The sequence below is a fragment of the Gordonia sp. CPCC 205515 genome (assembly GCF_048537925.1).
Taxonomy (GTDB): Bacteria; Actinomycetota; Actinomycetes; order Mycobacteriales; family Mycobacteriaceae; genus Gordonia.
The window spans coordinates 302,756-329,177 of sequence record NZ_JBCLVJ010000008.1 but is presented as its reverse complement, the minus strand read 5'-3'; the positions used below and the strand labels follow the sequence as shown (position 1 = coordinate 329,177).

The following is a 26,422-nucleotide window of genomic DNA, read 5'->3' as shown; positions in this document are numbered from 1 at the left end:
ATCGGAACCGCGCACGACCTTTGAGAACTTCATAGCGTGAACGGCCACCTGCGGGTTGCCTGCCGGGCCATCGCCGGTCCGGCAGGCAGCCACCCGCGGCACTCAACCCTGGACCTATATTTGACACTCATGTAAAGTCCGGTTTTGTCGTCGGACGAGGAGGCTGGGATGACGGGATTGCCACCGGTGCAGGATCGGACGCTGCGATATGCGTACGACCGGGCTCTGACGGAAGTGCCGGATCAGGTGGCGCACATCGGCGCCGACGGCACGTACACGGTTGCCCAGAGTCACCAACGGTCGATGTCCATCGCGCAGGGACTGACCGATCTGGGCGCGCAGCGACAGGAACCGGTGGCGCTGTTGATGGACAATTCGGTGGACGCGGTGCATGCGTGGACCGGAACCGCGCTCGGCGCGATGGCCGAGGTGCCGATCAACACTGCCTACAAGGGGCAGTTCCTCTCGCATATCCTCAATGACTCGGGTGCTCGCATCCTGGTGTGTGACGACGTCTATGTCGACCGCGTCGCGAGCGTCGTCGACGACCTGCCGCAACTGACCGACCTGATCGTGCGCGGCGATGCAGCATCTGCCGAGAGTTTGCGAAACCGGTTACGGATCAGTTCGTTTGGAGATCTTACCGAGGCCTCGCCTGCCGCCCGACGCCCGCTCGCCGCCGACGACCTGATGGCATTCATGTACACCTCCGGCACCACCGGACTCTCCAAGGGGGTGCTGATCCCGCACGCCCAGGCGTACACGTACGCCTCGCGGGAAGACCAGGACCGACCGACCACCAGCGACCGCATTCTGGTGTCACTCCCCCTTTTTCACCTCGCCGGTCAGTGGTATGGGGCGTATCAGGCGCTCATCCACCGAGTTCCGTGCGTCATCGAGCCGGGATTCTCGGTGTCGCGGTTCTGGTCCACGGTCCGCGAACACGGCATCACCGTCACGGTGATGCTCGGCGCGATGGCCGAATTGCTCCAACAGTCCGAACCGCGGTCCGACGACGCCGACAACCCGCTCGAACTGGCGATCATGGCGCCGCTGGCCAGCGACATCGACGGCTTCCGGCGACGCTTCGGGATCGACTTGGCTGCCGTCTACGGGATGAGCGAGATCGGCGCCGTGCTGAACGGACCTCCGGAGACCGTGTTGGGTGGTGAATGCGGCTTTGCCCGCGACGAATTCACTCTTCGATTGATGGACGACGGGCGCGAGGTCGTGCCCGGGGAGGTCGGCGAGCTGTGGGTCAAGCCCGACGATCCGCGCCTGGTCATGCGCGGTTACCACAACCTGCCGGACAAAACCGCCGAGTCGATCGTCGACGGCTGGGTGCACACCGGCGATGCGTTCCGCCGCGATGAGGACGGCCGATTCTACTTCTCGGACCGCATGAAGGACGCGCTGCGCCGTCGCGGCGAGAATGTGTCGAGTTTCGAGGTCGAGCGGGTGATCAACCAGCATCAGTCGGTGTTCGAGAGTGCGGTGGTCGCGGTTCCCTCGGAGCTGAGTGAGGATGACATCAAGGCGGTGGTGGTGCCGCGCAGCGGACTCGAGATCGACCCGCGGGAGCTGACCGAGTTCCTGATCGAGCAACTCCCCTACTTCATGGTGCCGCGCTACATCGAGGTCAGCGCGGCGCTGCCCAAGACACCCACGCAGAAGATTCAGAAGAACCGATTGCGCGACACCGGGATCGGACCGGGCGTGTGGGATCGGGAAGCTGCGGGAATCACAGTACGGAGGGGACGTCGATGAAACTGTTGGTGGCCAATCGCGCGGAGATCGCGGTGCGCATTTTCTCCACGGCGGTGACGATGCGGATTCCGACCGTAGCGGTGTATCCGGCCGACGATGCGGCGTGCGCTCATGTGGCACGTGCCGACGAGGCGGTGCAACTCGAGGGTGCCGGGGCCGCAGCCTATCTCGACGTCGAGCAGGTGATCAAGGCCGCCCAGAACGTGGGCGCCACGATGATTCACCCGGGATACGGGTTCCTGTCGGAGAATCCGGCGTTGGCGCGTGCCTGCGCGGACGCAGGCATCACCTTCGTCGGCCCGTCACCGGAGCACCTGGAACTCTTCGGCGACAAGACGACTGCTCGTGACCATGCGGCGGCACTCGGTGTTCCGGTCAGCGCCGCAACGACCGCGCCCACCGATCACGCTGCAGCACGGAAGTTCTGGGATGAACTCGGGCCGGAGGCGGCAGTGATGGTCAAGGCCGTCGCCGGGGGCGGTGGCCGGGGCATGCGATTGGTGACTTCGGCGGGGGAACTGGAGCCCGCGCTGGACCGGTGTGCGTCAGAGGCAAGCGCAGCGTTCGGTGACGGGTCGGTCTATCTCGAAGCCGCGGTGGGCAATGCGCGGCACATCGAGGTGCAGATCGTCGGCGATGGAAGCACCGTGACCGCGCTGGGCGATCGGGATTGCTCGGCGCAGCGGCGGCGGCAGAAGTTGGTCGAGATCGCGCCGGCCCCCGCACTCGGCGAGACGGTGCGCGACCGCCTGTTCGACGCGGCGCGACGACTCACCGACGGCTACCGGGGATTGGCGACCGTCGAATTCCTCGTGTCGGGCGACGACTTCGTGTTCCTCGAGGTCAATCCCCGTATTCAGGTGGAGCACACTGTGACCGAGGAGGTCACCGGACTCGACCTCGTCGACATCGGTCTGCGCATCGCCGACGGCACCACGCTGGCCGACCTGGGTATCGCCGACGCGCCGACGTCGCGCGGGGTCGCGATCCAGGCGCGGGTCAACACCGAGACGGTATCGGCGAACGGCGAGCTCACCCCTGGTGTCGGCCGGCTGGAGCAGTTTACGCCACCGACCGGTCGTGGGGTACGTGTCGACACGCACGGCTACGTCGGCTACGAGATCGGGCCGCGCTACGACTCGTTGCTGGCGAAGGTGATTGTGTCCGGACCCGATCATGAGGCGGTCGCCGAACATACTGCCCGTGCACTCGGCGAGTTCGACATCGCCGGTGTGCCAGTGAACATAGCTGTCCTGCAGTCGATCCTGCGTCGTCCGGAACTCGCGTCCGGGACACTGGATACCGGGTTCGTGGATGCGCGGATGGCGGAGCTGATCGCCGCGGCACCGGCCGACATCGTTGCGACACTGCAGGATTCGACGGCGACACGACGACGTCCGGCACCGCAGGGACCATCCGGCTCGGTGCCGCTGCCCAGTCCTCTGCGCGGTGTGGTGGTGGCCGTGCCGGTCGCCGTGGGTGACACGGTGGGTCCGCGTTCGGACGTGCTGATCGTCGAGTCGATGAAGATGGAGCACGTGGTCTCCAGTCCGACAACGGGTTCGGTGGCAGCGATCGCCGTCGATATCGGTGATGCGGTGGAACCCGGCGATCCGCTGCTGTTCCTCGTCGAGAGTGACACCGATCACGATGCCGATGATGCCGCCGACGAGGTGGATCTCGATCGGATTCGGCCAGAACTCGCGGAACTCCTCACTCGGCGCCACAACACCCTGGACGAGGGACGACCGACGGTGATGGCCAAGCGTCACGGCCAGGGCCGGATGACGGCGCGTGAAGGGCTTGCGGCTCTGCTCGATCCGGGCAGCTTCGTCGAATACGGCGCGCTGACCATCGCCGCGCAACGCCAGCGGCGCGAGCTCGACGATCTGATCGTGCGCACCCCCGCCGACGGTCTGCTGACCGGCACCGGGCGGGTCGGCGGTCTGCCCGTCGCGGTGCTGGCCTACGACTACACGGTGCTCGCCGGCACGCAGGGCCTGCACAACCACAAGAAGACCGATCGACTCCTGGAACTGGCCCACCGCCAGCATCTTCCGCTGGTCCTCTTCGCCGAAGGCGGTGGCGGTCGCCCCGGCGACACCGATACGTCGGCGGTCGCGCAACTCGACGTGACGACGTTTCGGCTGATGGCCCAACTGAGCGGCAAGGTCCCGACAGTGGCCATCGTGTCCGGCTACTGCTTCGCCGGCAACGCGGCGCTGGCCGGGAGTTGCGATGTGATCATCGGGACCGAGGGCTCCAGTCTGGGGATGGGCGGCCCGGCGATGATCGAGGGCGGGGGCCTCGGGCGGGTCGCCCCGGGTGATGTCGGACCGATGGACGTTCAGTCGGCCAACGGCGTCGTCGACCGCGTCGTCGCCGACGATGCCACCGCCATCGCCGACGCCCGCCGCTATCTCTCCTACCTGGGTGCCACGCCCGACGACGCGGTGATCGACACCGTCGACCAGCGGGAATTGCGACATCTGGTGCCGGAGAATCGATTGCGCGCCTACGCTATCCGCCCGGTGATCGACGCCCTGTTCGACACCGGGTCGGTGCTGGAACTACGCGCAGACTTCGGGGCGGGGATCGTCACGGCCTTGGCACGCATCGACGGAACTCCGGTCGGGGTCATCGCCAACAATCCGCAGCACCTTGGCGGCGCCATCGACGGGGACGCCGCCGACAAGGCCGTCCGCTTCCTGCAGATGTGCGACGCCCGAGGGTTGCCGATGGTATCGCTGTGTGACACCCCGGGATTCATGGTCGGACCGGATGCCGAACGCACCGCGACGGTGCGGCGCTTCAGCGACATGTTCCGCGCGGGCGCCAACCTTGCCGTACCGGTGGTGATGGTGGTACTGCGTAAGTCGTACGGGCTCGGGGCGATGGCGATGGCCGGCGGCGACCTGCACGCGCCGGTGGCCACCGTGTCCTGGCCGACCGGCGAGTTCGGCGGCATGGGACTCGAAGGGGCGGTGCGGCTCGGCTACCGCGATCAGCTCGAGGCCATCGAGGATCCGGCCGCGCGGCAGCAGCGCTACGACGAACTCGTCGCACAGTATTACGAACGCGGCAAAGCACTCAACGTGGCCAGCGTGTTCGAGCTCGACGCGGTGATCGATCCCGCCGAGACCCGCGACGTCATCGTCGGTTGCCTCACCAACCACGGCACGATCCCGCCCCGATGAATGCGATCGGCCACCGCGGCCTGCCGGTCGACGACAAACGCGAACTGTTGCTCGATTCCGCCGAACGCGTGTTCTGCCGTGCCGGGTATGCCGGTACGACGATGGCCGCGCTGGCCGCCGAGGCGGGCGTCACCCGCCCGACGATCTACGCGTATTACCCGTCGAAGGACGAGGTGTTTCGTGCTCTTGCGCAACGAGTTCGCGCCGAGCTCCTCGATCTGCAGGAGCGGGCGGATGTCACCTCGCCGCGGGACACGTTGCGGGGCACCCTGACCGAGAGCCTGAACGCCTATGTCCGCCACCACGGGATGGTCACGGTGATCGCGCATCAGGCGCTGGTGGATCCGTCGATCCGGTCACTGCAGGAGGAGATCTACGACCGCGCGAACCGGCGGCACACCCGCTACATCGAGCGGCTGGTGGCGGCGGGGGTCGCCGATCCGCCGGTGGCTCCGGCGATGCTGGCCGAGATCGTCACCGGGATGACGATGCGGTTCGCCGATCTGGCGGCCGCCGACCCCGCCCGGCAGACTGAACTCACCGAGGCGTTGGTCGAGGCGTACTGGCGGCTGGCCGGGATGGAGTGAGATGGCGATGGAGACGGTGGACGCGGTCGTGGTCGGGGCCGGGGTGGTCGGCCTCGCCATCGCACGGGAACTGAGCCGCTCCGGCCGTGAGGTGATCGTCCTGGAATCCGAGGATGCCGTTGGGACGCAGACCAGTTCACGCAACTCGGAGGTGATCCACGCCGGCATCTATTACCCGCAGGGCAGCCGTAAGGCTCGGGCCTGCGTCGCCGGACGCGAACAGCTGTACCGCTACTGCGCCGAACACGGGGTGCCGCACCGGCGGATCGGCAAGCTGATTGTCGCCACCTCCGCCGATCAGCTGCCGAAACTGGACGGGATTCAGGACAAGGCACAGGCCAACGGAGTCACCGACCTGCGCCTCGTCGGCGCCGACGAACTCGGTGACCTCGAGCCTGCGCTGCACGCGGTCGGCGCATTGCTGTCCCCCTCCACCGGCATCATCGACTCCCACGAACTCATGCGGTCGCTGCGCCGCGACGCGGAGGACGCCGGTGCGGTGGTGGCGCTGCGCAACCCGGTCACCGGCGGCCGGGTGGCCGACGACGGCACCCTGGTTGTCGAGGTCGGCGAGTCAGGTCCGGTGGCCTGCCGCACGCTGATCAACAGTGCCGGGCTGCGCGCCTGGGAGGTGGCCCGTGGGCTGCAGGGATTTCCGGCCGAGCAGATTCCGCCACGACATCTGGCGAAGGGGAACTACTACGCGCTCGCGGCCGGTTCCGCGCCGTTCTCCCGACTCATCTACCCGGTGCCGGTCGACGGGGGGCTCGGCGTGCATCTGACGCTCGATCTGGGTGGCACCGCGCGGTTCGGGCCGGACGTAGAGTGGCTCGACGAGATCGACTACACCGTCGACCCGGCCCGCGCGGACAGCTTCTACTCGGAGATCCGCCGCTACTGGCCGGAGCTGCCCGACGACTCGCTGCATCCCGACTACGCCGGCATCCGACCAAAGGTCACCGGGCCGGGCGAGTCGGCGGGCGATTTCGTCATCTCGGGGCCGACGGACCACGGTTTCGCCGGGCTCATCAACCTGTTCGGCATCGAGTCGCCGGGTCTGACGTCGTGCCTGGTGCTGGCCCAGATGGTCGACGGGCTACTCAGCGAATAGAACATGTTCTAGTGTGAGGACAGAGGGACGTGGTCCCGGTAACGAGGGAAGGTGTCAGGAACGCGATGAAACTTGGTCTACAGCTGGGGTATTGGGGTGCGAAGCCGGCGACGAACCATGCGGAGCTGGTCGCCGCCGCCGAGGCCGCCGGATTCGACAGCATCTTCACCGCCGAGGCCTGGGGTTCGGACGCCTACACGCCGCTCGCGTGGTGGGGCTCGGCGACCGAGCGGGTGCGGCTGGGTACGTCGGTGCTGCAGCTGTCGGCGCGCACACCCACCGCGTGCGCGATGGCTGCGTTGACCCTCGACCACTTGTCCGGCGGCCGACACATCGTCGGCCTCGGTGTGTCGGGTCCGCAGGTCGTCGAGGGTTGGTACGGTCAGCGGTTCGCGAAGCCGCTGGGCCGCACCCGCGAGTACATCGACATCATGCGGCAGGTGTGGGCGCGGGAATCGGTCGTGACGAGCGCAGGCCCGCACTACCCGCTGCCACTGTCCGGGGAGGGCACCACCGGGCTGGGCAAGCCGCTCAAGCCGATCACCCATCCGCTGCGCGCCGACATCCCGGTCATGCTGGGCGCGGAGGGACCGAAGAACATCGCGCTGGCCGCCGAGATCGCCGACGGCTGGCTGCCGCTGTTCTACACCCCGCGGATGGCCGACACCTACAACGAGTGGCTCGACGAGGGCTTTGCCCGCCCGGGTGCGCGTCGTAGCCGCGAGGACTTCGAGATCTGCGCGACGGCACAGATCGTCATCACCGATGACCGTGCCGCGACATTCGAGGCGATCAAACCGTTCCTGGCGCTGTACATGGGCGGAATGGGCAGCGAGGACACCAACTTCCACGCCGAGGTCTACCGGCGGATGGGTTATGGCGAGGTCGTCGACGAGGTCACCGCCTTGTTCCGCAGCGACCGTAAGGACGAGGCCGCCAAGATCATTCCCGATGAGGTGGTGGAGGATTCGGCGATCGTCGGCGATGCCGATCATGTGCGCGAGCAGATCAAGGTGTGGGAGGCGGCCGGGGTGACCACGATGCTGGTGTCGCCGGGCAGTGTCGAGGAGATCAACAACCTCGCGACGCTGATCTGACGCCCGATGTCGAAGATCATCGTCGCCTACGTCATCGCGGTCGCTGTCGGACTCGCCTGGCTGCTGCTCGGACCCGACACCGGACACCTGTGGCTGGACACCCTGATCGCCGACGTCCTGGCGACCCTGGTGATCTTCGCCTTCAGTCGTCGCTACTCGAATTCCAGCTTCTACGATGCCTATTGGAGTGTCATCCCGCCGCTGTTGCTGTGCTACTGGTGGGCCGTGGGCGGTTTGGGTCTTGCTGATTGGCGTAGTTGGGCCGTGGCGGTGGTCATGTTTGTCTGGGCGATCCGGTTGACCGTCAACTGGATTCGGACCTTCCCCGGTCTGCATCACGAGGACTGGCGGTACGGCATGATCCGCGACGATGCGGGTCGATGGGCCTGGGCGGCCGACCTTTTCGCCATCCATCTGATCCCGACGATGCAGGTGTTCCTGGCCATGCTGCCGGTCTACGTGGCGCTCACGAAGCCCGCCGAGGGACCGGGTTGGCTGGTCGTGGTGGCGTTTGTGGTGGGGCTGGCGGCGATCGGGCTGGAGACGGTTTCGGACCTGCAGATGCAGCGGTTTGCGCGGGATCGGCAGCCGGGCGAGGCGATGGATCGCGGGTTGTGGGCGTGGTCGCGGCACCCGAATTACTTCGGCGAGTTCGGGTTCTGGGTGTCGATGTGCCTCTTCGGGGTCGCCGCGGTGCCGGCGGACGCGTGGTGGATGTGGGTGGGCGCGTTGGCGATGCTCGCCATGTTCGAGTTCGCGAGCATCCCGATGATGGAGCAGCGCAGTCTGGAGCGCCGGCCCGAGTATCAGTCGGTGATCGACCGCGTGCCGCGGTTCGTGCCGCGACCGCCCCGTTCCCGGGTCGGCTGATGAGCTCTCATACTGTTCGGCCACGGGTTGTCGTTGCCGGACTGGGCGATACCGGCATTCTCACGGCTATCGGGCTGGCGCGGCACGCCGACGTGGTCGGGGTGTCGGTCAAGCCGGGACTCGTCAGCGGGCAGGAACTCGGCACGCGCATCACCCGGCCCGACGCGTGGGCGCGAGACTACTGGATTCCGTTCGACAGATTCCGCGGCCTCGACCGGGTGCGCGTCGTCCATGGCACGCTGACCGGCCTCGACCGCGCCGCGCGAACTGTCCTGGTCGACGGTGCCGACGGGGGCGCGATCACTGAACCCTATGACGTACTGGTGATCTCGACCGGGGTGCGCAACGGGTTCTGGCGGCGTCCGGACCTGCAATCGCCCGACGATGTGGACACTGATCTCGTTGCGGTGCATCAGGATCTGGCCAAAGGTGAGAGCGTGGCGGTGATCGGCGGTGGACCGGCCGCGGTCAGCGCCGCGGTCAACGTCGCGGCGACCTGGCCGGATAAGGTCGTCGACCTGTACTTCCCCGGGGAACGCGCACTCCCCCATCATCATCCGCGCGTCTGGGGGCACGTCGAACGCCGACTTCGACGACTCGGTGTCGGCCTACACCCGGGCCACCGCGCGCAGGTGCCCGACCGTGGCGTACCCGCCGAGGTCACCGCGGGCAGTGTCGACTGGACGACCGGTCAGTCGACGATCTCGGCCGACGCCGTGATCTGGGCGATCGGCGCGGTCGCCCCGAACACCGAGTGGCTCCCCACAGAACTGCTCGATGATCGCGGATTCGTCCAGGTGACAAGCGATCTGCGGGTCGTCGGCGAGGAGCGGATCTTCGCCGTCGGCGACGTCGCGGCCACCGATCCCCTCCGCAACTCGGCCCGCAATCGGGCCGACCGGCTTCTCGTCCACAATATCCGCGCGTCGATGGCCGGGAAGCCGTTGCGCCAGTACCGGCCTCGCCACCGGCGGTGGGGATCAGTGCTCGGGGTGCAGGACGACGGGCTCGAGGTGTTCGCACCCAACGGGCGTCCGTTCCGGTTTCCGGCGTGGTCGATCGATTCGGTGTTGCAGCCGGGGATCGTGCGGTGGGGAATTTATCGGGGTGTGCGGCGCGGGTGAACGTCGGGCGTCGTCCGCAGAGTCTCCAGCCAGGCGTGCACCTGGGGTACGACGCTGGCGCCCTCACCACTCGCCGACGCAACCCGCTTCATCGAACCGCCACGGATGTCGCCGGCGGCGAACACGCCGGGGACGCTCGTGGCCAGGTTGGGCGGTGGGACGTCGTCGATCCACTGTTCCCGTGGGACGTCGCGGCCGGTACACACGTAGCCATTGGCGTCCCGCGCCACCACATCTGGTAGCCACTCGCAGTGCGGTTGGGCACCGAGCAGCAGGAACAACCCGCCGATGCGACACTGCTGTTCGACTCGGGTGTTGGTGTCGCAGAGGGTGACCCACTCCAGGCGACCGTCGCCGCCGCCGTCGATGACCTCGCAGCATCCGTGCACCGTGATGCGTGGGTGGAAGGCGATCTCACCGATCAGGTACTGCGACATCGTCGCGGTCAGGTCGGGTCGTCGTACCGCGATGGTGACCGATCGCGCATACCGGGCGAGGTGAATCGCGGCTTGCCCCGCCGAGTTCCCGCCCCCGACCACGATGACGTCCTGCCCCTCCATCTCCCGGGCCGCACTCATCGCCGCCCCGTAGTAAACCCCAAGGCCGACAAGGTCTTCCAGAGCGGACACACCGAGCCGTCGGTACGCCACACCGGTGCTGATCAGCACCGAACGGGCCCGCACGTCTCCGCCACCGGTGGCGACGCAGAACGGACCGTCGTCGATGATCAAGTCGTCGGCGGCCCATCCGGAGAAGAAGCGGGCGCCGAACCGGATCGCTTGGGTACGGGCGCGTTGCGCCAGCCGCATGCCGGAGATCCCGCGCGGGAAACCGAGGTAGTTGCGGATCATCGAGCTCGTACCGGCCTGTCCACCAACGGCTTCGGCCTCCAGCACCACGGTGGACAGCCCCTCAGACGCCGCATACACCGCAGCCGCGAGCCCGGCCGGTCCGGCTCCGACGACGGCAAGATCGACCACGGAGTCCACCTCGACATCGTCGGGGCGACCGTAGATCATCACCGCCACGTCGCGCGCCGCGTCGGGTACGATCACCCGGCCAGATCCTTTGAGCGAGTGCACTATCGGATGGCGAAACTCCCCCTCGACCTGCTCGGCTGCGAGTCGCCCCTCTGGACTGTCCGGTGCACAGGTGCGGTAGGGCATGCCCATCCGGTCGAGCAGGTCGCGGATCGACATCGTCAGCGGGGTGAGGTCGTCACTGATGATCCGCATCACCTCCACCGTGGGCGCGGCAACCGTGGCACCCCAGTCGGAGAGTAATTCGGTGATGGCGTAGTGGAATTCTTCGTCGCGAGGGCCACGGGGAATGAGCAGAAAGGTGTCGAACTTGCCCTTCTGCAGCGCGGGGCGCAGCGTGACCGTGTGGTCGGCGAAGTTGTCCCAACCGATTCCCACGACGCGTCGGGCGGTGGGCACGATGCTACGGAAGGTCGAGAGCGCCTCGAGCACACCCATGTCGGCCAGTTCGGACTCCGCGACGATCAGTGCCACCGGTTGGTTCTCGCCGCGCAGCCGGCCCAGCAGTGTGATCGCCTCGATGGCCGACGCCGCGAAGCACACATCGTAATCGTGCCGATAGCGATCGAACTCCGCACGTAGGACATCGGTGTGGTCGTGGGCAACGACGACGATCGCCGGCGCCACGTCCGCAGGCGGCATCGGCGCCGGGTTCGGAATGGTCATGGATCCAGTCTTGCACCGTGGCACCGATCGCACCGGATCTGTGTTTTCGTCACAAATCAGCGCTTCTTTCGGCGGACAAAACGGACATCGAACAATATGATCTTGTGAGTTATCAACTAGAGCTTGTTGTTTGAGGAGGTTCCGTTGTTCAGCATCCGAAGAGGCTTCGCCATCGCCGCGACCGTCGTCGCACTCGCGATACCGACTGCCATCACATCCGTCGCCCCGGCGTCGGGCGCCACCCTCATCGCCTCGGACGAGTTCACCGGGGCTGCCGGGTCGGCCCCGTCCTCGAGTTGGTGGAATTACGAGACGGGTGGCGGCGGGTGGGGCAACAACGAATGGCAGACCTACACCAACTCCCGGTCGAACTCCTATCTGGATGGAAACGGCCGTCTCGTCATCGCCGCCCGCTCCTCGGGTACCAGCATCACCTCGGCGCGACTGAACACCCTGGGCAAGATCTCCTTCACCTACGGAACCGTGTCGGCGCGTATCAAATTGCCTGCAGGACAGGGGCTGCTGCCCGCCTTCTGGCTGATGGGCACCGACATCTACCGCAACGGGTGGCCGGCCTGTGGGGAGATCGACGTCATCGAGACGCCGTCGATCACCACCCGGTACACCAACACCATTCACGGGCCGACGACCTCGGGGGGCCACTGGCAACTCGGGAACAGCGGCGCGATCAGTGACCTCTCGTCGGACTTCCACACCTATTCGGTCACCAAGGCGCGCAATCGGATCACGATTTCGCTCGACAATCGGGTGGTGGGTACGTACACGTCGTCACAGCTCTCGGCGGGACAGCGGTGGGTGTTCAACCAGCCGACCTATCTGCTGCTGAGTCTCGCGGTCGGCGGAAACTGGCCGGGCGCACCGGATCTCACCACGCCCAACCCGTCGTACATGACGCTGGACTGGATTCGGGTCTACTCGGCCTGACTGATGACCGCCGTCCGGGTCGCCAGGTCGGCGTCCCGGACGGTGAAGATCCGGGTTCCACGCTTGCGTCCGATGCGGAGTTCACTGACGTCGACGCCGGCACCCTCGAGACGACGATGTGTGGCATCGATGTCGGTCGAGCGCCAGGCCAGGCCCCAGAGGGTGCAGGTGTCGGCGTCGGCGGTGGACGGCTCGCCGCCGGTGATCACCTCGACCACCACGTCGGCGGACCGGAAGAACAATTGACGGACACCGCCGCCGATTTCCTGGTCGAGTCGGAAGTCGAGGTCCAGGGTCGCGCCGAAGAGGGCCAGCGCGTGGTCGCGGGAGGGTGCGCTGATGACCAAATGATCGAGGGCGGTGATCTCGGGGGCGGGGACCTCGGGGCCGGTTGCTTGCCCACTCGATGGGGGCGCGTCGGTGACACCGAATGGTTCGTCGGGCGAGAGACCGCGCCGGGTGAGTAGGCGCTCGGCCGATGACAGGTCGTCGACGCCGAAGAGGACGGTGTGGGATCGCGTGCCCGCGCCCGGTCGGAGGTATCCGTTGGTGACGGCGAGCGGGGAATCGTCGTCGAGACCGAGGAGTCGGCGATAGGCCGAATCGGTGCGATCAGGGTCCGGCGTCACCAGGTCGATGAGGACCCCGCGCGGATTCAGGCGCCCGCTCATCGCGGCGGCTTACTGGTGATATGCCAAGAGCCGCAGACACATCGGTAGGTCCACAACCGGACGCCGCCGACGGTGCGGGCGCGGATGCGATCGATGCCGTCGCGCGCGAGCATCTCCGCGGCAAACGCGTCCTTCTCGGGGGTGGGACAACCGCGCGCCGTCGTCTTCGGCTTGGATTTTGCCCGGCGCACCGGCTTGGCGGCCGTTGCGGCTTCGACGTCGCGGTAGAACGCGTCGAGGTCATCGTCGGAGAAGGGCACGTGGGTCAGTTTAGGTGCGGCGCGGGTTCCGCGGTGTGGTGGTGGTTGCGCCTGGCGCTTGGCCGGCGGTCGTGGTTTCGACCAGGGTCGGGCTCGCTTCGCTCGCACGTCCCGCTCAACCAGCGGTGGGAAACGTCCCGCTCAACCAGCAGTGGGGTCGGCCGGGACTTTGTAGGCGGCACCGGTGGTCTGGCGACGTTTCATCGTCTCGATCTCGGCGTGCACCCGGCGGGCGTGGTAGGCCAGCGGGAAGTAGGTGAGGCGTTCGGGCAGCACACGGTAGGCGGCGCGGATCCCCTTGTGGATGCGTTCGAGTTCGCGCTGCTCCCCCGTCGTCCAGGTGAGGCCGAGGATCTCGCGGACACGCGGGTCCATGACGCCGACGGTGGTGAGGTAGTTCAGTTTCTGCACCGGCACCGACGCGTACCGCGCCACGGTGTTGGCCATCCGCCGGAACGCGGGCGGCACGGATTTGTCCAGGCGCGGTGCAGACTGCATCTGCTCGATCAGCTCGAGTGCGACGGGGTGCGCGACGAGTCGGTCGGCGAGCATGGTGTCGAAGTAGTGCTCGAACTCGTCGATGGTTTCCGGGAAGCCGTTCATCGGCACCTGGACGATCCTGGCGATGCGGCGATTGTCGCGAAATACCTCGGCCCGCTCGTCGGCAGTGAACTCGCGGCCGATGATCAGCGGGGCGGCACTGACCGACGTCGGGAATGCGGTGCCGATAACCCATTGGTACGCTTCGGGATTCAGTGCGCTGATGTGCTTGCCCGCGGCGTTGCGCATCTGTAGCGGCTGGTGCATCCGCCGCAGCCGCTTGCCCTCCTCGATGGCCTCTTGGCCACCGTAGACCCAGCGCAACACCGAGTCGATGGACCGAGTGGCACGGCCGAGCGGATCGCTGCGGAACACCGAGTACTCCCCGACGATATCGCCGATGACCGGGTGCATGACCTGCATGACGAAGGCTGCGCCGTTGACCGGCAGGAATGTGTAGCGGCCGACGAGTTCGGCGGTGATCGAGTCCGGCGGGATGAGTTCGATCTCGTCGTCGGCGTGGGAGAGCACCGATTCGTCGGGCATCTGCTGGGTCACCGTCATTGCGCGCACCACCTATCTGATCACTGTTGTAGTCAGATTAGCGTGCGCGAGTGTCCCCGTCGAGTATTTCGTCGATTTGCGCGTTACGCGCCGGCGAACAGCACCGCTCAGCGGGCCATCCACAGGCGTCGTCGAATGACGCTCTGCATACGGGTGAGTTCCGACTTGGTGAGGGTGGCCGGCGGCTCGTCCTCGACGATGCGGTTGACCTGACTGAAGAAGTCGCGGTCATTGAGACCGAACTGTTCGACGATGGCCTTCGAGGAGCCGCCCCCGAGGGAGTACCAGTTCGTCTCGAAATCCAGCATCTGCTGCTGCTTGTTATCCATTTCTCACCCCGGGGGTCGCCGTTGACTTCCGATGCGTGCCCATAGCGGTGATCGCCGGTCGTTCTCCGGCGTCGGTCGCCGGGGGCCGATGTCGTCCTTTGTACACCCGCGATCCGACCGAGGACAGCAGATTTCCGACGCGTCACGCAAACGGTTCGGCATCAGTCTCGACGGTCGAGGTCAACGCGGTGTGACGGCCCGATGATCGGCAGCTGACATCGTCTGAACCATCGACGTCGGCTTCAGACAGTTCCGGCATCGTAGCGCGGGACGACCGCGAACACCTCGAGCTCCCGCGGGACGCCTTTGGCCTTGAACCGCCGTCGTCGCCGGTGATAGCGAGCGGCGTCGGCGCCCGCCAGCGTCTCATCGCTGACCAGCAATTCGCCTGCCCCGGCGGCGTCGGCGACCCGCGCGGCGATGTTGACGTCGACGCCGAGGAAGTCATCGCCGACCGCCCGCGGCGTCCCGGTGTGCAGGCCGGCCCGCAACTGTGGCCGGTAGCCGTCGACGGTCAGCGCGCTGACCGCGCAGATCGCCTCGTGGGCGGCCTCGATGGCTTCCGTGCCGTCGAGGAAGACGGCCATCGTCCCGTCGCCGAGATGTTTGACGATGCTGCCCCCACGCGCGGTGACGACCGTTTCGGTGGCGGCATTCACCTCGGCCAGTAGTTTCAGGACCTGGTCGTCGCCGGCGGCGAGTGCCCAGGTGGAGAAGCCGACGAGATCGGTGAACAGGATTGTGGCGGGTACCGCCTGATCCGAGCGCTTCGGGCGCCGGGAGATCAGCGCCTGCCACACGGCGACCGCGCCGAGTCCGAGTTCGCGGACGACGCTCGGCTGATCGGGTTTCGACGCGTTGATGAGCTCGGCGACTCGATCGGAGCGGCGGCCACCGACGGGCGAGGGGGCGTCCGGGATCAGGTTGCGGGCGGCGCGCGCGGCCTTGACCGCAGCCGGGCTGGCATCGCTGCGCGCAATCATGTCGGCGGCGCGGCGCCCCGCTCCCGGTGCAGGGGTGTCGGGCTCGTCGTCGTGGTTGGTCATGACGTGGCCGACAGGTGGTGGTCGCCGGACTTGTGTGCGTCGCGGCGATTGGCCCGGATGCTGCTGGCCAGGGACGCGCCGATGAAGGCGACGCCGACCAGACCGGTGACGACCTCGTTGATGTGGACCTCCACGCTGATGAGCAGGATCAGGGCCAGCGCCCCGATGGCCCAGTGGGCGCCGTGCTCAAGGTACCGGTACTGGCCGAGCGTCCCCTGCCGAACGAGGTAGATGGTGATCGACCGGACGAACATTGCCCCGATGAAGCCGAGTCCGAGTGCGATGAGGATCGGATCGGGGGTGATGGCGAACGCACCGATGACACCGTCGAACGAGAACGACGCGTCGAGGATCTCCAGGTAGAGGAACAAGAAGAAGCCGGCCTTGCCGACGGCCACCGTCACTGCGTTCGGGCCACTGCTCCGCGCGTCGTCGGCGTCGTCGTCGTCGGGCAGCTGGAACAGTGCGCTGAGGCCGTCGACGATGAGGTAGGTGACGATGCCGAGCAGTCCCGCGATCAGCACGGTGCCGCGGATATCGTCGGGTGCGAGGAACACCGCGTCGGCGAGCAACACGATGATCGCAACGGCCACCGACAATTGATCGAGTCGACCCAGTCGCCCCAGCGGCCGCTCGATCCACGACAGCCAGGTGAGGTCGCGATTACTGAACACGAAGTTGAGGAACAACAGCAACAGGAACATGCCGCCGAACGCGGCGATCTGCGGATGCGCCTCGAGCAAGATCGTCTCGTAGCTGGGGCTGCCGTCCGGGAAGTGCTCGGCCCCGTCGGGCGGTGGATTCATGGCGAGGTCGAAGGCCTCGCCCGGGCTCAGTCCGGAGGTGATCCAGACGATCGCGAGCGGGAACAGCAGCCGCATGCCGAACACCGCGATCAGGACACCGACGGTGAGGAACATCCGTTGCCAGAACAGGCTCATCCGTTCCAGCACGGTCGCGTTGATGACCGCGTTGTCGAAGGAGAGCGACACCTCGAGGATGCCGAGGATCGCGCACAGCGCAAGCCCGGTCCACCCCTGATACACAAACGCCGCGACGAGGGCCGCGACGGTGACGACCGCCGACAGCCCGAAGATCCGGACGATCACCGCAACCGCTCGGCTTCGCGGGCGAGGTTCAGCAACTCGTCGCCGAGGGTGCCCAGGGTCGACGCGTCGGCCCGTTCGCTGACGGCGGTCACCAGGTCCTCGGCAGCGCAGCGCAGGGCGAACAGACGGTCGGCGAAGGCGTCGGCCTCCCCCGCGGTCAAGATGACGGCGTCGGCGGGAATAGAAGTGCCGTCGGTGAGCGCTCTTTGTTCGTAGGCGCGCTGCCGGCACGACTGCTTGCAGTACTTGCGGCGGCGGCCGGACTCGGAATCGACCATGCTGCGGCCGCACCACGCGCAGGCGTACGGGCGGTGGCGGGGGTCGGTCACGGTTAAGACCGTACCGGGCAGACACCCACGACGTCGGCCCGCCTCGGCGGGTGGCACATCGTAGCGGTTTCACCGCGTAGAATGAATATGTTGAGCGTCAAAACGTGAGAGGAACAGTCCATGGCAGATCGAGTACTTCGGGGTAGCCGCCTCGGTGCGGTGAGCTACGAGACCGATCGCGATCACGACCTCGCGCCACGACGGATCGTCCAGTACCGCACGGACAACGGCGAGATCTTTGATGTCCCGTTCGCCGACGACGCTGAGGTCCCGTCGAAGTGGCCGTGCAAGAACGGCATGGAGGGCACGATTCTCGAGGGCGCCGAGCCCGAGGAGAAGAAGGGCAAGCCCCCGCGTACCCACTGGGACATGCTGCTCGAGCGCCGGTCCGAAGAGGAACTCGAAGTGTTGCTCAACGAGCGCCTCGAGTTGCTCAAGCCGCGCCGCAGGGGCGTCACGAGCTGATCGTGGGTCGGTAGCCGAACCGACGACGGCCGGGTGAGACAAGATCTCACCCGCCCGTTGTTGTGTCTCGGGGCCCTTCGTGACGCTCGCCTCGTACCTCGGCGGGCTCCTCAGGGAACGCAAGAACACTCGCCTCGTACCTCGGCGGGCTCCTCAGGGATCGGAAAGCGCTACCGGCGGATACGGTCCCAGCGGCTCTGCGCTCCCCAGCGCGCGACCATCAGGAACGCTTCGGTCATCACGCCGCCGCTCATCTTGGATTCGCCGATCTCGCGTTCGGTGAACGTGATGGGGACCTCGCGGACATCGAATCCGGCGCGCACGGCACGCCAGGCCAGGTCGATCTGGAAGCAGTAGCCGGCCGACTCGACCGAGTCGAGCTCGATCTTCTCCAGCACCGCACGCCGGTAGGCGCGGAAGCCTGCGGTGATGTCGTGCACCTTGGCACCCAGTGCGAGGCGCGCGTAGGTGTTGGCGCCGCGGGAGAGGAACTCGCGATGTTTGGGCCAGTTCACCAGCTTTCCGCCGGGGACATATCGTGACCCGATCACCAGATCGGCGCCGTCGTTGATCGCATCGAGAAGCCGGTCGAGTTGCTCGGGTGCGTGGCTGCCGTCGGCGTCCATCTCGATGATGACGGTGTACTCGCGCTCGAGGCCCCAGGCGAAACCGGCGAGGTAGGCCTTGCCGAGTCCGTCCTTCTCGGTGCGGTGCCGCACGTGGATGCGGTTGGCGGTGTCGTCGGCGGCGATCTGATCGGCGACGTCACCGGTCCCGTCGGGGCTCGAGTCGTCGACGACCAGGACGTGCACGCCGGGGAGTGCGGCGTGCAGGCGCGTGATGATCGTCGGCAGGTTCTCCCGCTCGTTGAAGGTCGGGATGACCACCAACGCGCGTTCGCCCTGCGGGCCGACCACCGATGTCGAACTACCCAATGCCACCGAGCTCCCTAGTCTGATTCTCTGAGGTCTGTGTCTGCGCCTTCGCACGCTCGTGGCTGTCGAGCGGCGTGCGGCGCCTCTGAGAGAACCTAGTATGTCGAGCCAGTGCGAACAAAAGACCGATGGCGGCGATGAGGCAGGCGATGGCCTCGGGCCACCCACCGAGGCGGGTCGCCAGGGTCGTGTCGTCGTGCAGCGGCAAGCGGCTGGACAGGACCGCCGGGGTGAAGAAACCGCTCTGCGCCACGATCATTCCGTCCGGGTCGATCAACGCGCTGACCCCGCTGGTCGCGGCGACCACCACCGAGCGGCCGTGTTCGACGGCCCGGACCTGTGACATGGCCAACTGCTGATAGGTCATCTGGGTGCGGCCAAAGGTGGCGTTGTTGGTCGGCACGTAGAGGATCTGCGCACCTTGTTCGACGGCCTGGCGGGCCGACCGGTCGAAGGCGACCTCCCAGCAGGTCGACACGCCCACCTCGACGTTGCCGGACCGGCCGGGAACGGTGAGGATGTTGCGGCCGGTGCCCGGGCGGAAGTTGCCGGCGAGATCGGCGTACGAGGAGAAATGCCGGAAGAAGTTGCGCCACGGCAGGTACTCGCCGAACGGCTGGATGATGTGTTTGTCGTAGCGGTCGACAGGGCCGCGTTCGCCGTCCCAGACGAGCACGGTGTTGGTGGGGCGGCCGTCGTCGTTCATCACCAACGTGCCGACGAGGATGGGTGCGCCGACCGAGACCGACGCCGCAGTGATCTCGTCGGCGGCGTCGATGTTGGTCAGGGGTGAGATGTCGGAGGCGTTCTCCGGCCACGCCACCCAGTCCGGCTGCGGTGCGGTGCCTGCGCGTACCCCGTCGGCCAGTTTCAGGGTGGCGCGAACGTGGTTGTCGAGGACGGCACGTCGTTGGGCGTTGAACTCGAGGCCGAGGCGCGGGACGTTGCCCTGGATGGCGGCGACCTGGGTGGTCGACGACGCAACGTTGCGGTCGACGGTGCCCGGGGTCAGCGCGATGGCCGCGATGGGGCCGACGAGGGCGAGGACGACGGCGGCGACGCCGAGCCGAACGAAGCCCGGGCGGTGATGGTCACCGCGCCTTATGGCACCGACGAGGAGCGTGATGATCCAGGTGAGCGAGGAGCCGAGTAGCGCGACGGCGGCGGAGAGTCCAGGGGCGCCGAGTACCGCGGCCAGTGGCAGCAACGGCCCGTCGACCTGACTGAATGCTGCTCTCCCCCAGGGAAATCCGCCGAACGGGAAGGATGATCGGAGGAACTCGACGAGCACCCACGACAGGGTGAACCAGATCGGCGGGATCGGTAGTCGCATGGTGAGGGTGGCGACCACGCCGAAGACCGCCAGGTAGGCGGCGAGCGCGGTGGCCAGCGCCAGCCACGGCAGCGGCCCGACGTATACGCCGATCCACGGCAGCAGCGGCACGAAGAAGCCGAGGCCGAAGACGAAGCCGAGCCAGGCGCCGGTGCGGGCGCGCGGGCGCCCGACGCCGAGGAGGGCGGCGAGCAGACCCAGCGACACCACCGCGAGGAACCAGAGGTTGCGCGGTGGAAACGCACCCCACATCGCGACGCCGGCGACGGCGGCGATGAGTGTGCGCAGCAACCAGTCGCGGCGCTCGGCGGTGAGGAGGCTCACCCGCGCTCGCCGTCGAACAGCACTCGGCCGCGATGCACGGTGCGTACACAGCGCGGCAGGTCGGTTCCGGGGGTGATGTCGGGCAGAGCAGGCACGCGCGATCGTGGATCGGTGGACCAGCGCTGCACGCTCTCATGCGATCCGGCGACGACGAGGTCGTCGACGTCCCAGACCGCGTAGCTCGCGGGGGCTCCCGGGACGAGGTTGCCGTGCAGGCCGTCGTTGATGCCGCCGGCGCGCCAGCCGCCACGGGTGACCGCAGAGAACGCGCCGCGTGCGGAGATGGCGTTACGGGGCTGGTGGTGGTGAACCGCGGCACGGATCGCGGCCCACGGATCGATGTCGGTGACCGGGGCGTCGGAGGAGAACGACAACACCACGCCCTCGCGGGCGAGGGAGGCGAAGTTGTTGAGTTCGGCGGCGCGTTCGGCGCCGAGTCGCTGTTCGTAGAGGTCACCGCGTCCGCCCCAGGCGGCGTCGAATCCGGGCTGCATGCTGGCCACGACGCCGCACCGGGCGAGGACCGCGGCCTGCTGCGGGGTGACCATCTCCGCGTGCTCGACGCGGTGGGTGCACTTGGCCAGTGCCGGGGTGCCGACCTCGGCGGCGATCTCGTCGAACACCGAGACGACGGCGGCGGTCGCGGCGTCACCGATGACATGGAAGCCGGCCTGGATGCCCAGCTCGGTGCAGGCACGGACGTGGGTGGCGATGGTGTCGGTGTCGAGGTAGCTGATGCCGGTGTGGCCGGGTTCGTCGGCGTAGGGCTCGGTCAGCCATGCAGTGTGCGAGCCGATCGCACCGTCGATGAACAGGTCCCCGGCGAGCCCGTCGGCGCGGCTGATGGCGAGCAGTTCACGGGCGTGGTCGGCGCTTTCGACGGCTTGGCCCCAGTAGCGGCGAATCTCGACGGGGTGGTCGAGGTCGGCGAGGGCGAGGAAGTCGTCGAGGCCGCTGATGTCGGGGCCGCCGTTCTCGTGGACGGCGACGACGCCGTGGGCGGCGGCATGATCGAGGGCGCGGCGCTGCGCGCGGGTGCGGTGGGCGGCGGTGACCAGCTGTCGGGCGGCGCCGCGGACAAGATGGTGTGCTTCGGCGACGAGCGGTTCCTCGGCGTCGTAGCCGGTGGTGTCGGCGAGGTCCGGGACGAGGCGGCGCAGCGCAGTGGACACGACCGCCGAATGCTCGTCGATGCGCGCGAGATAGACGGGCAGGGTGCCGACGACGGCGTCGATCTCGCTGGTCGTCGGGAAGCGGCGTTCGTCGGGGTCGACGTGGTGCTGCCAGGCGGAGTCGTCCCAGCCGAGGCCCCAGATGAGTTCACCGGGGTCGGTGTCGGCGGCGTGGGCCGCCAGGCGACGCAGGCAGTCGGAGCGACCGGTCGCGGCGTTGAGGGTGAGGCCGTCGAGCGCGAGGCCGGTCGAGGTCAGGTGGACGTGGGAGTCGACGAATCCGGGTGCGACAAACCTCCCCTGCAGGTCGGTGACCTGGGCATCCGGGTGCAGTGCACGTCCGACGTCGTCGCTGCCCACCCATACGACGACGCCGTCGGTGATGGCCATCGCGGTCGCGTCCGGCGCGGCCGGAGAATAGACGATGCCGCCGGAGAGCAGTTCGGTTGTCACGGTCGTCCAGTGTGCCTTGACCGTGCTGTCTGGTGCTCAGTACCCCCTGGGCAGCGTCCGGTTCGTCGTGGGTGGCGCCGTCGGGTCGACGATGGTGCCATCGGGCTCGATGACGGTGCCGTCGATGACCGTGCCGCGCATGTACATGCCGCGGGAGGCGTAGAGGCCGGCGCGGTTCATGCTGGCGGCGAAGCTCTTCGCACCGGCAGCCTGCACGGCCGGGCGTAGGAGTTTGCGCACCGGTGGGATCAGCAGCACCAGTCCGATCACGGTGGACACGATGCCGGGCAGTACCAGCAGCAGGGTGGCCGCAGCGAGCAATGCGGTGTCGGTGAGGGGGCCACGTGGGTCGACCTCGTTGCGCGATGCGCGCTGCAGTTCGGCGAACACCTTCTTGCCCTGCGCCTGCAGCAGGACGAATCCGAGTCCCACAGCGAACAGGGTGATGAGGATCGCCCAGGCAAACCCGAAGAAGTGGGCCATGGCGACGAACGCGCCGATTTCGATGGCGAGGTAGGCAAACACATACAGCAGCCGCATCTCGACTCCGCCTTTCTGACCGGGTGTTACCAGTCTCTGCCCGTACAACGCACGAGCGCCAGGGTTTTCTCCCGGTTTGGGGAGTTTGTTTGGCTCGGCTTGCGGTTTCGACGGACGAGTCCTCGGCTAGCGCCTCGGTCTCTACTCAACCAGCGTTGCGGGTGCGGCACGACCAGCGTGCGTGATTACTCCCCGCGGGCTTCGATGTCGCCCTCGGTCTGGAGGTACACCTGGCGGAGGTCGTCGAGCATACCGGCGGGTGGGGCCTCCCAGAGGTCGCGTTCGACGGCTTCGAGGAGGCGTTCGGCGATGCCGTGCAGGGCCCACGGATTGGACTGCTGCATGAAGCGCTGGTTCTCCTCGTCGAGGACGTAGGCCTCGGTGAGCTTTTCGTACATCCAGTCGGCGACGACGTTGGTGGTGGCGTCGTAGCCGAAGAGGTAGTCGACGGTGGCGGCCATCTCGAAGGCGCCCTTGTAGCCGTGTCGCTGCATCGCGGAGATCCAGCGCGGGTTGACCACGCGGGCTCGGAAGACGCGGCTGGTCTCCTCCGACAGGGTGCGGGTGCGCACGGCGTCGGGGCGGGTGCTGTCGCCGATGTAGGCGTCGGGGTCCTTGCCGGTGAGTGCGCGGACGGTGGCGACCATGCCGCCGTGGTACTGGAAGTAGTCGTCGGAGTCGGCGATGTCGTGTTCGCGGGTGTCTGTGTTCTTCGCGGCGACCGCGATGCGACGGTAGGCGGCGCGCATGTCGTCGACGGCCGGTACCCCGGCGAGGTCGCGGCCGTAGGCGTAGCCGCCCCACTCGGTGTAGACCTGCGCGAGGTCGGCGTCGCTGCGCCACTCGCGGGAATCGATCAGCTGCAGCAGGCCCGCGCCGTAGGTGCCGGGTTTGGACCCGAAGACGCGGGTGGCGGCGCGGCGCTGGTCGCCGTGTTCGGCGACCGCGGCGCGGTAGTGGGCGGCGACGAAGTTCTGCTCGTCGGGTTCGTCGGCGTGCGCCGCGAGGGCGACTGCGTCGTCGAGCATGGTCACCACATGCGGGAAGGCGTCGCGGAAGAAGCCGGAGATGCGGACGGTGACGTCGATGCGGGGGCGGCCGAGTTCGTCGAGGTCGATGAGTTCGAGGTCGGAGACGCGGCGGGAGGCCTCGTCCCAGACGGGCATGACGCCGAGGAGGGCGAGGACTTCGGCGATGTCGTCGCCGGAGGTGCGCATGGCGCTGGTCCCCCACACCGAGAGGCCGACCGAGGCCGGGTGCTCACCGTGATCCGTGAGGTAGCGCTCGACGAGCGAATCGGCAAGGGCGCGACCGGTTTCCCAGGCGAGCCGCGACGGCACGGCCTTGGGGTCGACGGAGTAGAAGTTGCGGCCGGTGGGCAGCACGTTGATGAGGCCGCGCAGCGGAGAACCGCTGGGCCCGGCTTCGATGAAGCCGCCGTCGAGGGCGCGCAACACCTGGGTGATCTCGCGGTTGGTCTGCCGCAGGCGGGGTACCACTTCGCGGGCGGCGAACCGCAGGACGTCACCGACGGCGGCCGGATGTCCGGCGGCGGCGTCGTCGATGGCCTGATTGGTCCACTCCCCCTTGGTGGCCGCGGCGATCAGGCCGCGGGCCGTGGTTTCCACGTCGTCGACGAGATCGCGGGCAGCCGTGCCGTCTTCGACCAGACCGAGCGCCTCCCGCAGGCCGGGTAGCGCCTGGCTGCCGCCCCAGAGTTGCTTGGCGCGCAGCATCGCCAAGACCAGGTCGACCTCGGCGTCGTCGGCGGGCGCCTGCCCGAGGACGTGCAGCCCGTCGCGGATCTGGACGTCCTTGATCTCGCAGAGCCAGCCGTCGACGTGCAGCAGCATGTCGTCGAAGACCTCTTCGTCGGGGCGTTCGGCGAGGCCGAGGTCGTGATCCATCTTGGCGGCGGTGAGCAAGGTCCAGATCTGCTGGCGGATGGCCGGGAGTTTCGCCGGGTCCAGGGTGGAGATGTTGGCGTGTTCGTCGAGGAGTTGCTCGAGACGGGCGATGTCGCCGTAGGATTCGGCGCGCGCCATCGGCGGGATGAGATGGTCGACGAGCACCGCGTGGGCACGACGTTTGGCCTGGGTGCCCTCCCCCGGGTCGTTGACCAGGAACGGGTAGATGAGCGGGACATCGCCGAGGGCGGCGTCGGTGCCGCAGTCGGCGGACATACCCAACGTTTTGCCCGGTAGCCATTCCAGGTTGCCGTGCTTCCCGAGGTGCACGATGGCGTCGGCGCCGAAACCGGTGATGTCCGTGGACTTCTCGCCACGTCCGGCGAGCCAGCGATAGGACGCGAGGTAGTGGTGCGACGGCGGGAGGTCGGGGTCGTGATAGATGGCGACCGGGTTCTCGCCGAAGCCGCGAGGCGGTTGCACCATCAGCGCGATGTTGCCGAATTGCATGGCGGCAACGACGATGTCGCCGTCCGGATTGGCCGAGCGGTCGACGAACAGTTCACCCGGCGCAGGCCCCCAGTGCTGTTCGACCGAGGTGCGCAGGTCGTCGGGCAGGGTGGCGAACCAGCGACGGTAGTCGGCGGCCGACACGCGAATCGGGTTGGCAGCCAGGGTTTCTTCGGTCAGCCAGTCGGCGTCCTGGCCGCCGGTCTCGATGATCGCGTGGATCAGCGCGTCGGAATCCTGTTCGGCGAGACCGGGAATGGCGTCGTCGCCCTCGGCCGGGCCGATATCGTAGCCGGCCGCACGCAGGGCGTCGAGCAGATGCAGCAGGCTGCGGGGTGTGTCGAGGCCGACCGCGTTGCCGATGCGGGCGTGCTTGGTGGGATAGGCCGAGAGCATCAGCGCGATGCGACGGTCGGCGGGGGCGATGTGTCGCAGGCGCGCATGGGAGACCGCGATCCCGGCGACCCGGGCGCAACGCTCGGGATCCGGTTGGTACCAGGGCAATCCGTTGTCGTCGAACTCCTTGAAGGAGAACGGGACGGTGATGATGCGGCCGTCGAACTCGGGCACTGCGACCTGGGTCGCGACATCGAGCGGCGAGAGTCCGTCGTCGGTGGCCGCCCAATCCGCGCGGGAACTGGTGAGGCAGAGCCCTTGGAGGATCGGGATGTCCAGGGCGGCAAGGCGTTCGATGTTCCAGGCGTCGTCGTCGCCGCCGGCCGACGCGGTGGCCGGGGTGGAGCCGCCGGCGGCCAGCACCGTCACGACGAGGGCGTCGGCGGTGCCGAGCAATTCGATCAGGTCGTCGGGGGCGGTGCGCAGCGATGCGCAGAAGACGGGCAGCGCGCGGCCGCCGCGCGCTTCGATGGCTTCGCAGAGCGCCTCGATGTAGCGGGTGTTGCCGGCGAGATGCTGGGCGCGGTAGTAGAGGACGGCGATGGTGGGGGCTTGGGCAGCCGGGGTGGCCGCTGTGCGGTCGAGGATTCCCCAGGCGGGGGTTTGTTGGGGACCCACGAAGCCGAGGCCGGTGAGGAGGACGGTATCGGAGAGGAAGTTGTGCAGGTTGCCGAAGTTGTCGATGCCGCCGGCGGCGAGGTAATTGTGTGCGTCTGCGACGACACCGGCCGGGACGGTGGAGCGGGCCATCAGGTCCGGGTCGGGTTGCTGTTCGCCCGAGCAGACGACCAGCGGGGTCCCGGACTCGGCGACCAGTCGGCGCAGGGCGTCGAGGCCGTCCTCCCAGGCCCGGACGCCGCCGAGGATGCGCACGACGATCAGGTCGGCCCCCTCGGCCAGCGCGGGAAGGTCGTCGACGAGGATGCGGGACGGGTTGGCGCCGGTGTAGGGGGCGTCGCACGCCGCCGCGGTGATCAGGTCGGTGTCGGAGGTCGAGAGCAGCAGGATCATCGTCGGTCTCCTCGCCGGGGTTCGCGCCCGGATTCGTGTCGGTACGGCCAAATCACCTCAGAGCGCAGGTCTGACTCTCACAGTGGCGCGACCGCACCGGATTTCCACCGGCTTCTGCTGCTCT

At 67.7% G+C, this 26,422-nt stretch carries 22 protein-coding genes; 9 read left to right on the top strand and 13 right to left on the bottom strand.

From position 1 onward, the window contains the following. The first annotated feature begins 168 nt into the window (after nucleotides 1-168). From AAFP30_RS13465 to AAFP30_RS13435, 7 genes are all read left to right on the top strand, one after another. Complete coding sequence (locus tag AAFP30_RS13465) at nucleotides 169-1,767, top strand: AMP-binding protein (RefSeq protein WP_419230420.1); 1,599 nt, start codon at nucleotides 169-171, stop codon at nucleotides 1,765-1,767. Continuing rightward, a complete protein-coding gene (locus AAFP30_RS13460) occupies nucleotides 1,764-4,964 on the top strand; it encodes a carboxyl transferase domain-containing protein (RefSeq protein ID WP_419230419.1) in 3,201 nt (1,066 codons plus the stop codon). Before AAFP30_RS13465 ends, AAFP30_RS13460 begins: the two co-directional genes overlap by 4 nt. Next, complete coding sequence (locus tag AAFP30_RS13455; protein ID WP_419230418.1) at nucleotides 4,961-5,551, top strand: TetR/AcrR family transcriptional regulator; 591 nt, start codon at nucleotides 4,961-4,963, stop codon at nucleotides 5,549-5,551. The genes AAFP30_RS13460 and AAFP30_RS13455 overlap by 4 nt, the downstream gene beginning before the upstream one ends. A gap of 7 nt (nucleotides 5,552-5,558) precedes the next feature. Further along, entirely contained in the window at nucleotides 5,559-6,662 is a 1,104-nt protein-coding gene (locus AAFP30_RS13450) for an NAD(P)/FAD-dependent oxidoreductase (protein WP_419230730.1), read from the top strand. A gap of 65 nt (nucleotides 6,663-6,727) precedes the next feature. Then, on the top strand, nucleotides 6,728-7,759 hold the full coding sequence (locus AAFP30_RS13445) for an LLM class F420-dependent oxidoreductase (protein ID WP_419230417.1): 1,032 nt from the start codon (nucleotides 6,728-6,730) through the stop codon (nucleotides 7,757-7,759). Nucleotides 7,760-7,765: 6 nt separating this feature from the next. After that, on the top strand, nucleotides 7,766-8,629 hold the full coding sequence (locus AAFP30_RS13440) for a DUF1295 domain-containing protein (protein WP_419230416.1): 864 nt from the start codon (nucleotides 7,766-7,768) through the stop codon (nucleotides 8,627-8,629). Next, nucleotides 8,629-9,753, top strand: a complete 1,125-nt coding sequence (locus AAFP30_RS13435) for an FAD-dependent oxidoreductase (RefSeq protein ID WP_419230415.1) — start codon at nucleotides 8,629-8,631, stop codon at nucleotides 9,751-9,753. The genes AAFP30_RS13440 and AAFP30_RS13435 overlap by 1 nt, the downstream gene beginning before the upstream one ends. On the opposite strand, the gene AAFP30_RS13430 is transcribed toward AAFP30_RS13435, so the two are convergent. Next, the gene (locus AAFP30_RS13430) at nucleotides 9,729-11,459 is read right to left on the bottom strand and encodes an FAD-dependent oxidoreductase (protein ID WP_419230414.1); all 1,731 of its coding nucleotides are present in this window, start codon (nucleotides 11,457-11,459) and stop codon (nucleotides 9,729-9,731) included. The genes AAFP30_RS13435 and AAFP30_RS13430 overlap by 25 nt on opposite strands. A 144-nt stretch (nucleotides 11,460-11,603) precedes the next feature. Here AAFP30_RS13430 and AAFP30_RS13425 point away from each other — a divergent pair, with 144 nt between their 5' ends. Then, nucleotides 11,604-12,404: a glycoside hydrolase family 16 protein gene (locus AAFP30_RS13425; RefSeq protein ID WP_419230413.1), complete on the top strand. Its 801-nt coding sequence runs from the start codon at nucleotides 11,604-11,606 to the stop codon at nucleotides 12,402-12,404. Here AAFP30_RS13425 and AAFP30_RS13420 read toward each other — a convergent pair. The 7 genes from AAFP30_RS13420 to AAFP30_RS13390 all read right to left on the bottom strand — a co-directional run bounded on the left by AAFP30_RS13420 (nucleotide 12,392) and on the right by AAFP30_RS13390 (nucleotide 17,201). Next, the gene (locus AAFP30_RS13420; RefSeq protein WP_419230412.1) at nucleotides 12,392-13,075 is read right to left on the bottom strand and encodes a VOC family protein; all 684 of its coding nucleotides are present in this window, start codon (nucleotides 13,073-13,075) and stop codon (nucleotides 12,392-12,394) included. The two genes, AAFP30_RS13425 and AAFP30_RS13420, sit on opposite strands and share 13 nt — an antisense overlap. After that, the gene (locus tag AAFP30_RS13415) at nucleotides 13,072-13,335 is read right to left on the bottom strand and encodes a hypothetical protein (RefSeq protein ID WP_419230411.1); all 264 of its coding nucleotides are present in this window, start codon (nucleotides 13,333-13,335) and stop codon (nucleotides 13,072-13,074) included. Before AAFP30_RS13415 ends, AAFP30_RS13420 begins: the two co-directional genes overlap by 4 nt. A 141-nt stretch (nucleotides 13,336-13,476) precedes the next feature. Beyond that, nucleotides 13,477-14,439, bottom strand: coding sequence for an oxygenase MpaB family protein (locus tag AAFP30_RS13410; RefSeq protein ID WP_419230410.1), 963 nt, complete (start codon nucleotides 14,437-14,439; stop codon nucleotides 13,477-13,479). A 107-nt stretch (nucleotides 14,440-14,546) separates the two neighbouring features. After that, the gene (locus tag AAFP30_RS13405) at nucleotides 14,547-14,768 is read right to left on the bottom strand and encodes a DUF3263 domain-containing protein (protein ID WP_419230409.1); all 222 of its coding nucleotides are present in this window, start codon (nucleotides 14,766-14,768) and stop codon (nucleotides 14,547-14,549) included. 242 nt (nucleotides 14,769-15,010) lie between these two features. Further along, on the bottom strand, nucleotides 15,011-15,814 hold the full coding sequence (locus AAFP30_RS13400; RefSeq protein WP_419230408.1) for an adenylate/guanylate cyclase domain-containing protein: 804 nt from the start codon (nucleotides 15,812-15,814) through the stop codon (nucleotides 15,011-15,013). Then, the gene (locus AAFP30_RS13395) at nucleotides 15,811-16,923 is read right to left on the bottom strand and encodes a DUF475 domain-containing protein (protein WP_419230407.1); all 1,113 of its coding nucleotides are present in this window, start codon (nucleotides 16,921-16,923) and stop codon (nucleotides 15,811-15,813) included. The genes AAFP30_RS13400 and AAFP30_RS13395 overlap by 4 nt, the downstream gene beginning before the upstream one ends. Continuing rightward, nucleotides 16,920-17,201 (bottom strand): hypothetical protein, encoded by a 282-nt coding sequence (locus AAFP30_RS13390; protein WP_419230729.1) that lies wholly within the window; start codon nucleotides 17,199-17,201, stop codon nucleotides 16,920-16,922. Before AAFP30_RS13390 ends, AAFP30_RS13395 begins: the two co-directional genes overlap by 4 nt. A gap of 171 nt (nucleotides 17,202-17,372) precedes the next feature. Here AAFP30_RS13390 and AAFP30_RS13385 point away from each other — a divergent pair, with 171 nt between their 5' ends. Continuing rightward, nucleotides 17,373-17,717, top strand: coding sequence for an RNA polymerase-binding protein RbpA (locus tag AAFP30_RS13385; protein ID WP_419230406.1), 345 nt, complete (start codon nucleotides 17,373-17,375; stop codon nucleotides 17,715-17,717). Between the two features lie 170 nt (nucleotides 17,718-17,887). Here AAFP30_RS13385 and AAFP30_RS13380 read toward each other — a convergent pair whose 3' ends face one another. The 5 genes from AAFP30_RS13380 to cobN all read right to left on the bottom strand — a co-directional run bounded on the left by AAFP30_RS13380 (nucleotide 17,888) and on the right by cobN (nucleotide 26,298). After that, nucleotides 17,888-18,634, bottom strand: a complete 747-nt coding sequence (locus tag AAFP30_RS13380; RefSeq protein WP_419230728.1) for a polyprenol monophosphomannose synthase — start codon at nucleotides 18,632-18,634, stop codon at nucleotides 17,888-17,890. Between the two features lie 10 nt (nucleotides 18,635-18,644). Further along, nucleotides 18,645-20,237, bottom strand: coding sequence for an apolipoprotein N-acyltransferase (gene lnt, locus AAFP30_RS13375; protein WP_419230727.1), 1,593 nt, complete (start codon nucleotides 20,235-20,237; stop codon nucleotides 18,645-18,647). 68 nt (nucleotides 20,238-20,305) lie between these two features. Beyond that, nucleotides 20,306-21,934 (bottom strand): amidohydrolase, encoded by a 1,629-nt coding sequence (locus AAFP30_RS13370; protein WP_419230405.1) that lies wholly within the window; start codon nucleotides 21,932-21,934, stop codon nucleotides 20,306-20,308. A gap of 36 nt (nucleotides 21,935-21,970) precedes the next feature. Beyond that, nucleotides 21,971-22,474, bottom strand: a complete 504-nt coding sequence (locus AAFP30_RS13365; protein WP_419230404.1) for an FxsA family protein — start codon at nucleotides 22,472-22,474, stop codon at nucleotides 21,971-21,973. A 185-nt stretch (nucleotides 22,475-22,659) separates the two neighbouring features. Next, nucleotides 22,660-26,298 (bottom strand): cobaltochelatase subunit CobN, encoded by a 3,639-nt coding sequence (gene cobN / locus AAFP30_RS13360; RefSeq protein WP_419230403.1) that lies wholly within the window; start codon nucleotides 26,296-26,298, stop codon nucleotides 22,660-22,662. Nucleotides 26,299-26,422: the final 124 nt, after the last annotated feature.

What these genes read in the sequence shown, in the direction of transcription:
- AAFP30_RS13465 (WP_419230420.1), top strand. Translation starts at nt 169, where the DNA reads ATGACGGGATTGCCACCGGTGCAGGATCGGACGCTGCGATATGCGTAC.
- AAFP30_RS13460 (WP_419230419.1), top strand. Translation starts at nt 1,764, where the DNA reads ATGAAACTGTTGGTGGCCAATCGCGCGGAGATCGCGGTGCGCATTTTC.
- AAFP30_RS13455 (WP_419230418.1), top strand. Translation starts at nt 4,961, where the DNA reads ATGAATGCGATCGGCCACCGCGGCCTGCCGGTCGACGACAAACGCGAA.
- AAFP30_RS13450 (WP_419230730.1), top strand. Translation starts at nt 5,559, where the DNA reads ATGGAGACGGTGGACGCGGTCGTGGTCGGGGCCGGGGTGGTCGGCCTC.
- AAFP30_RS13445 (WP_419230417.1), top strand. Translation starts at nt 6,728, where the DNA reads ATGAAACTTGGTCTACAGCTGGGGTATTGGGGTGCGAAGCCGGCGACG.
- AAFP30_RS13440 (WP_419230416.1), top strand. Translation starts at nt 7,766, where the DNA reads ATGTCGAAGATCATCGTCGCCTACGTCATCGCGGTCGCTGTCGGACTC.
- AAFP30_RS13435 (WP_419230415.1), top strand. Translation starts at nt 8,629, where the DNA reads ATGAGCTCTCATACTGTTCGGCCACGGGTTGTCGTTGCCGGACTGGGC.
- AAFP30_RS13430 (WP_419230414.1), bottom strand. Translation starts at nt 11,459, where the DNA reads ATGACCATTCCGAACCCGGCGCCGATGCCGCCTGCGGACGTGGCGCCG.
- AAFP30_RS13420 (WP_419230412.1), bottom strand. Translation starts at nt 13,075, where the DNA reads ATGAGCGGGCGCCTGAATCCGCGCGGGGTCCTCATCGACCTGGTGACG.
- AAFP30_RS13410 (WP_419230410.1), bottom strand. Translation starts at nt 14,439, where the DNA reads ATGACGGTGACCCAGCAGATGCCCGACGAATCGGTGCTCTCCCACGCC.
- AAFP30_RS13405 (WP_419230409.1), bottom strand. Translation starts at nt 14,768, where the DNA reads ATGGATAACAAGCAGCAGCAGATGCTGGATTTCGAGACGAACTGGTAC.
- AAFP30_RS13400 (WP_419230408.1), bottom strand. Translation starts at nt 15,814, where the DNA reads ATGACCAACCACGACGACGAGCCCGACACCCCTGCACCGGGAGCGGGG.
- AAFP30_RS13390 (WP_419230729.1), bottom strand. Translation starts at nt 17,201, where the DNA reads ATGGTCGATTCCGAGTCCGGCCGCCGCCGCAAGTACTGCAAGCAGTCG.
- AAFP30_RS13385 (WP_419230406.1), top strand. Translation starts at nt 17,373, where the DNA reads ATGGCAGATCGAGTACTTCGGGGTAGCCGCCTCGGTGCGGTGAGCTAC.
- lnt (WP_419230727.1), bottom strand. Translation starts at nt 20,237, where the DNA reads ATGTGGGGTGCGTTTCCACCGCGCAACCTCTGGTTCCTCGCGGTGGTG.
- AAFP30_RS13365 (WP_419230404.1), bottom strand. Translation starts at nt 22,474, where the DNA reads ATGCGGCTGCTGTATGTGTTTGCCTACCTCGCCATCGAAATCGGCGCG.
- cobN (WP_419230403.1), bottom strand. Translation starts at nt 26,298, where the DNA reads ATGATCCTGCTGCTCTCGACCTCCGACACCGACCTGATCACCGCGGCG.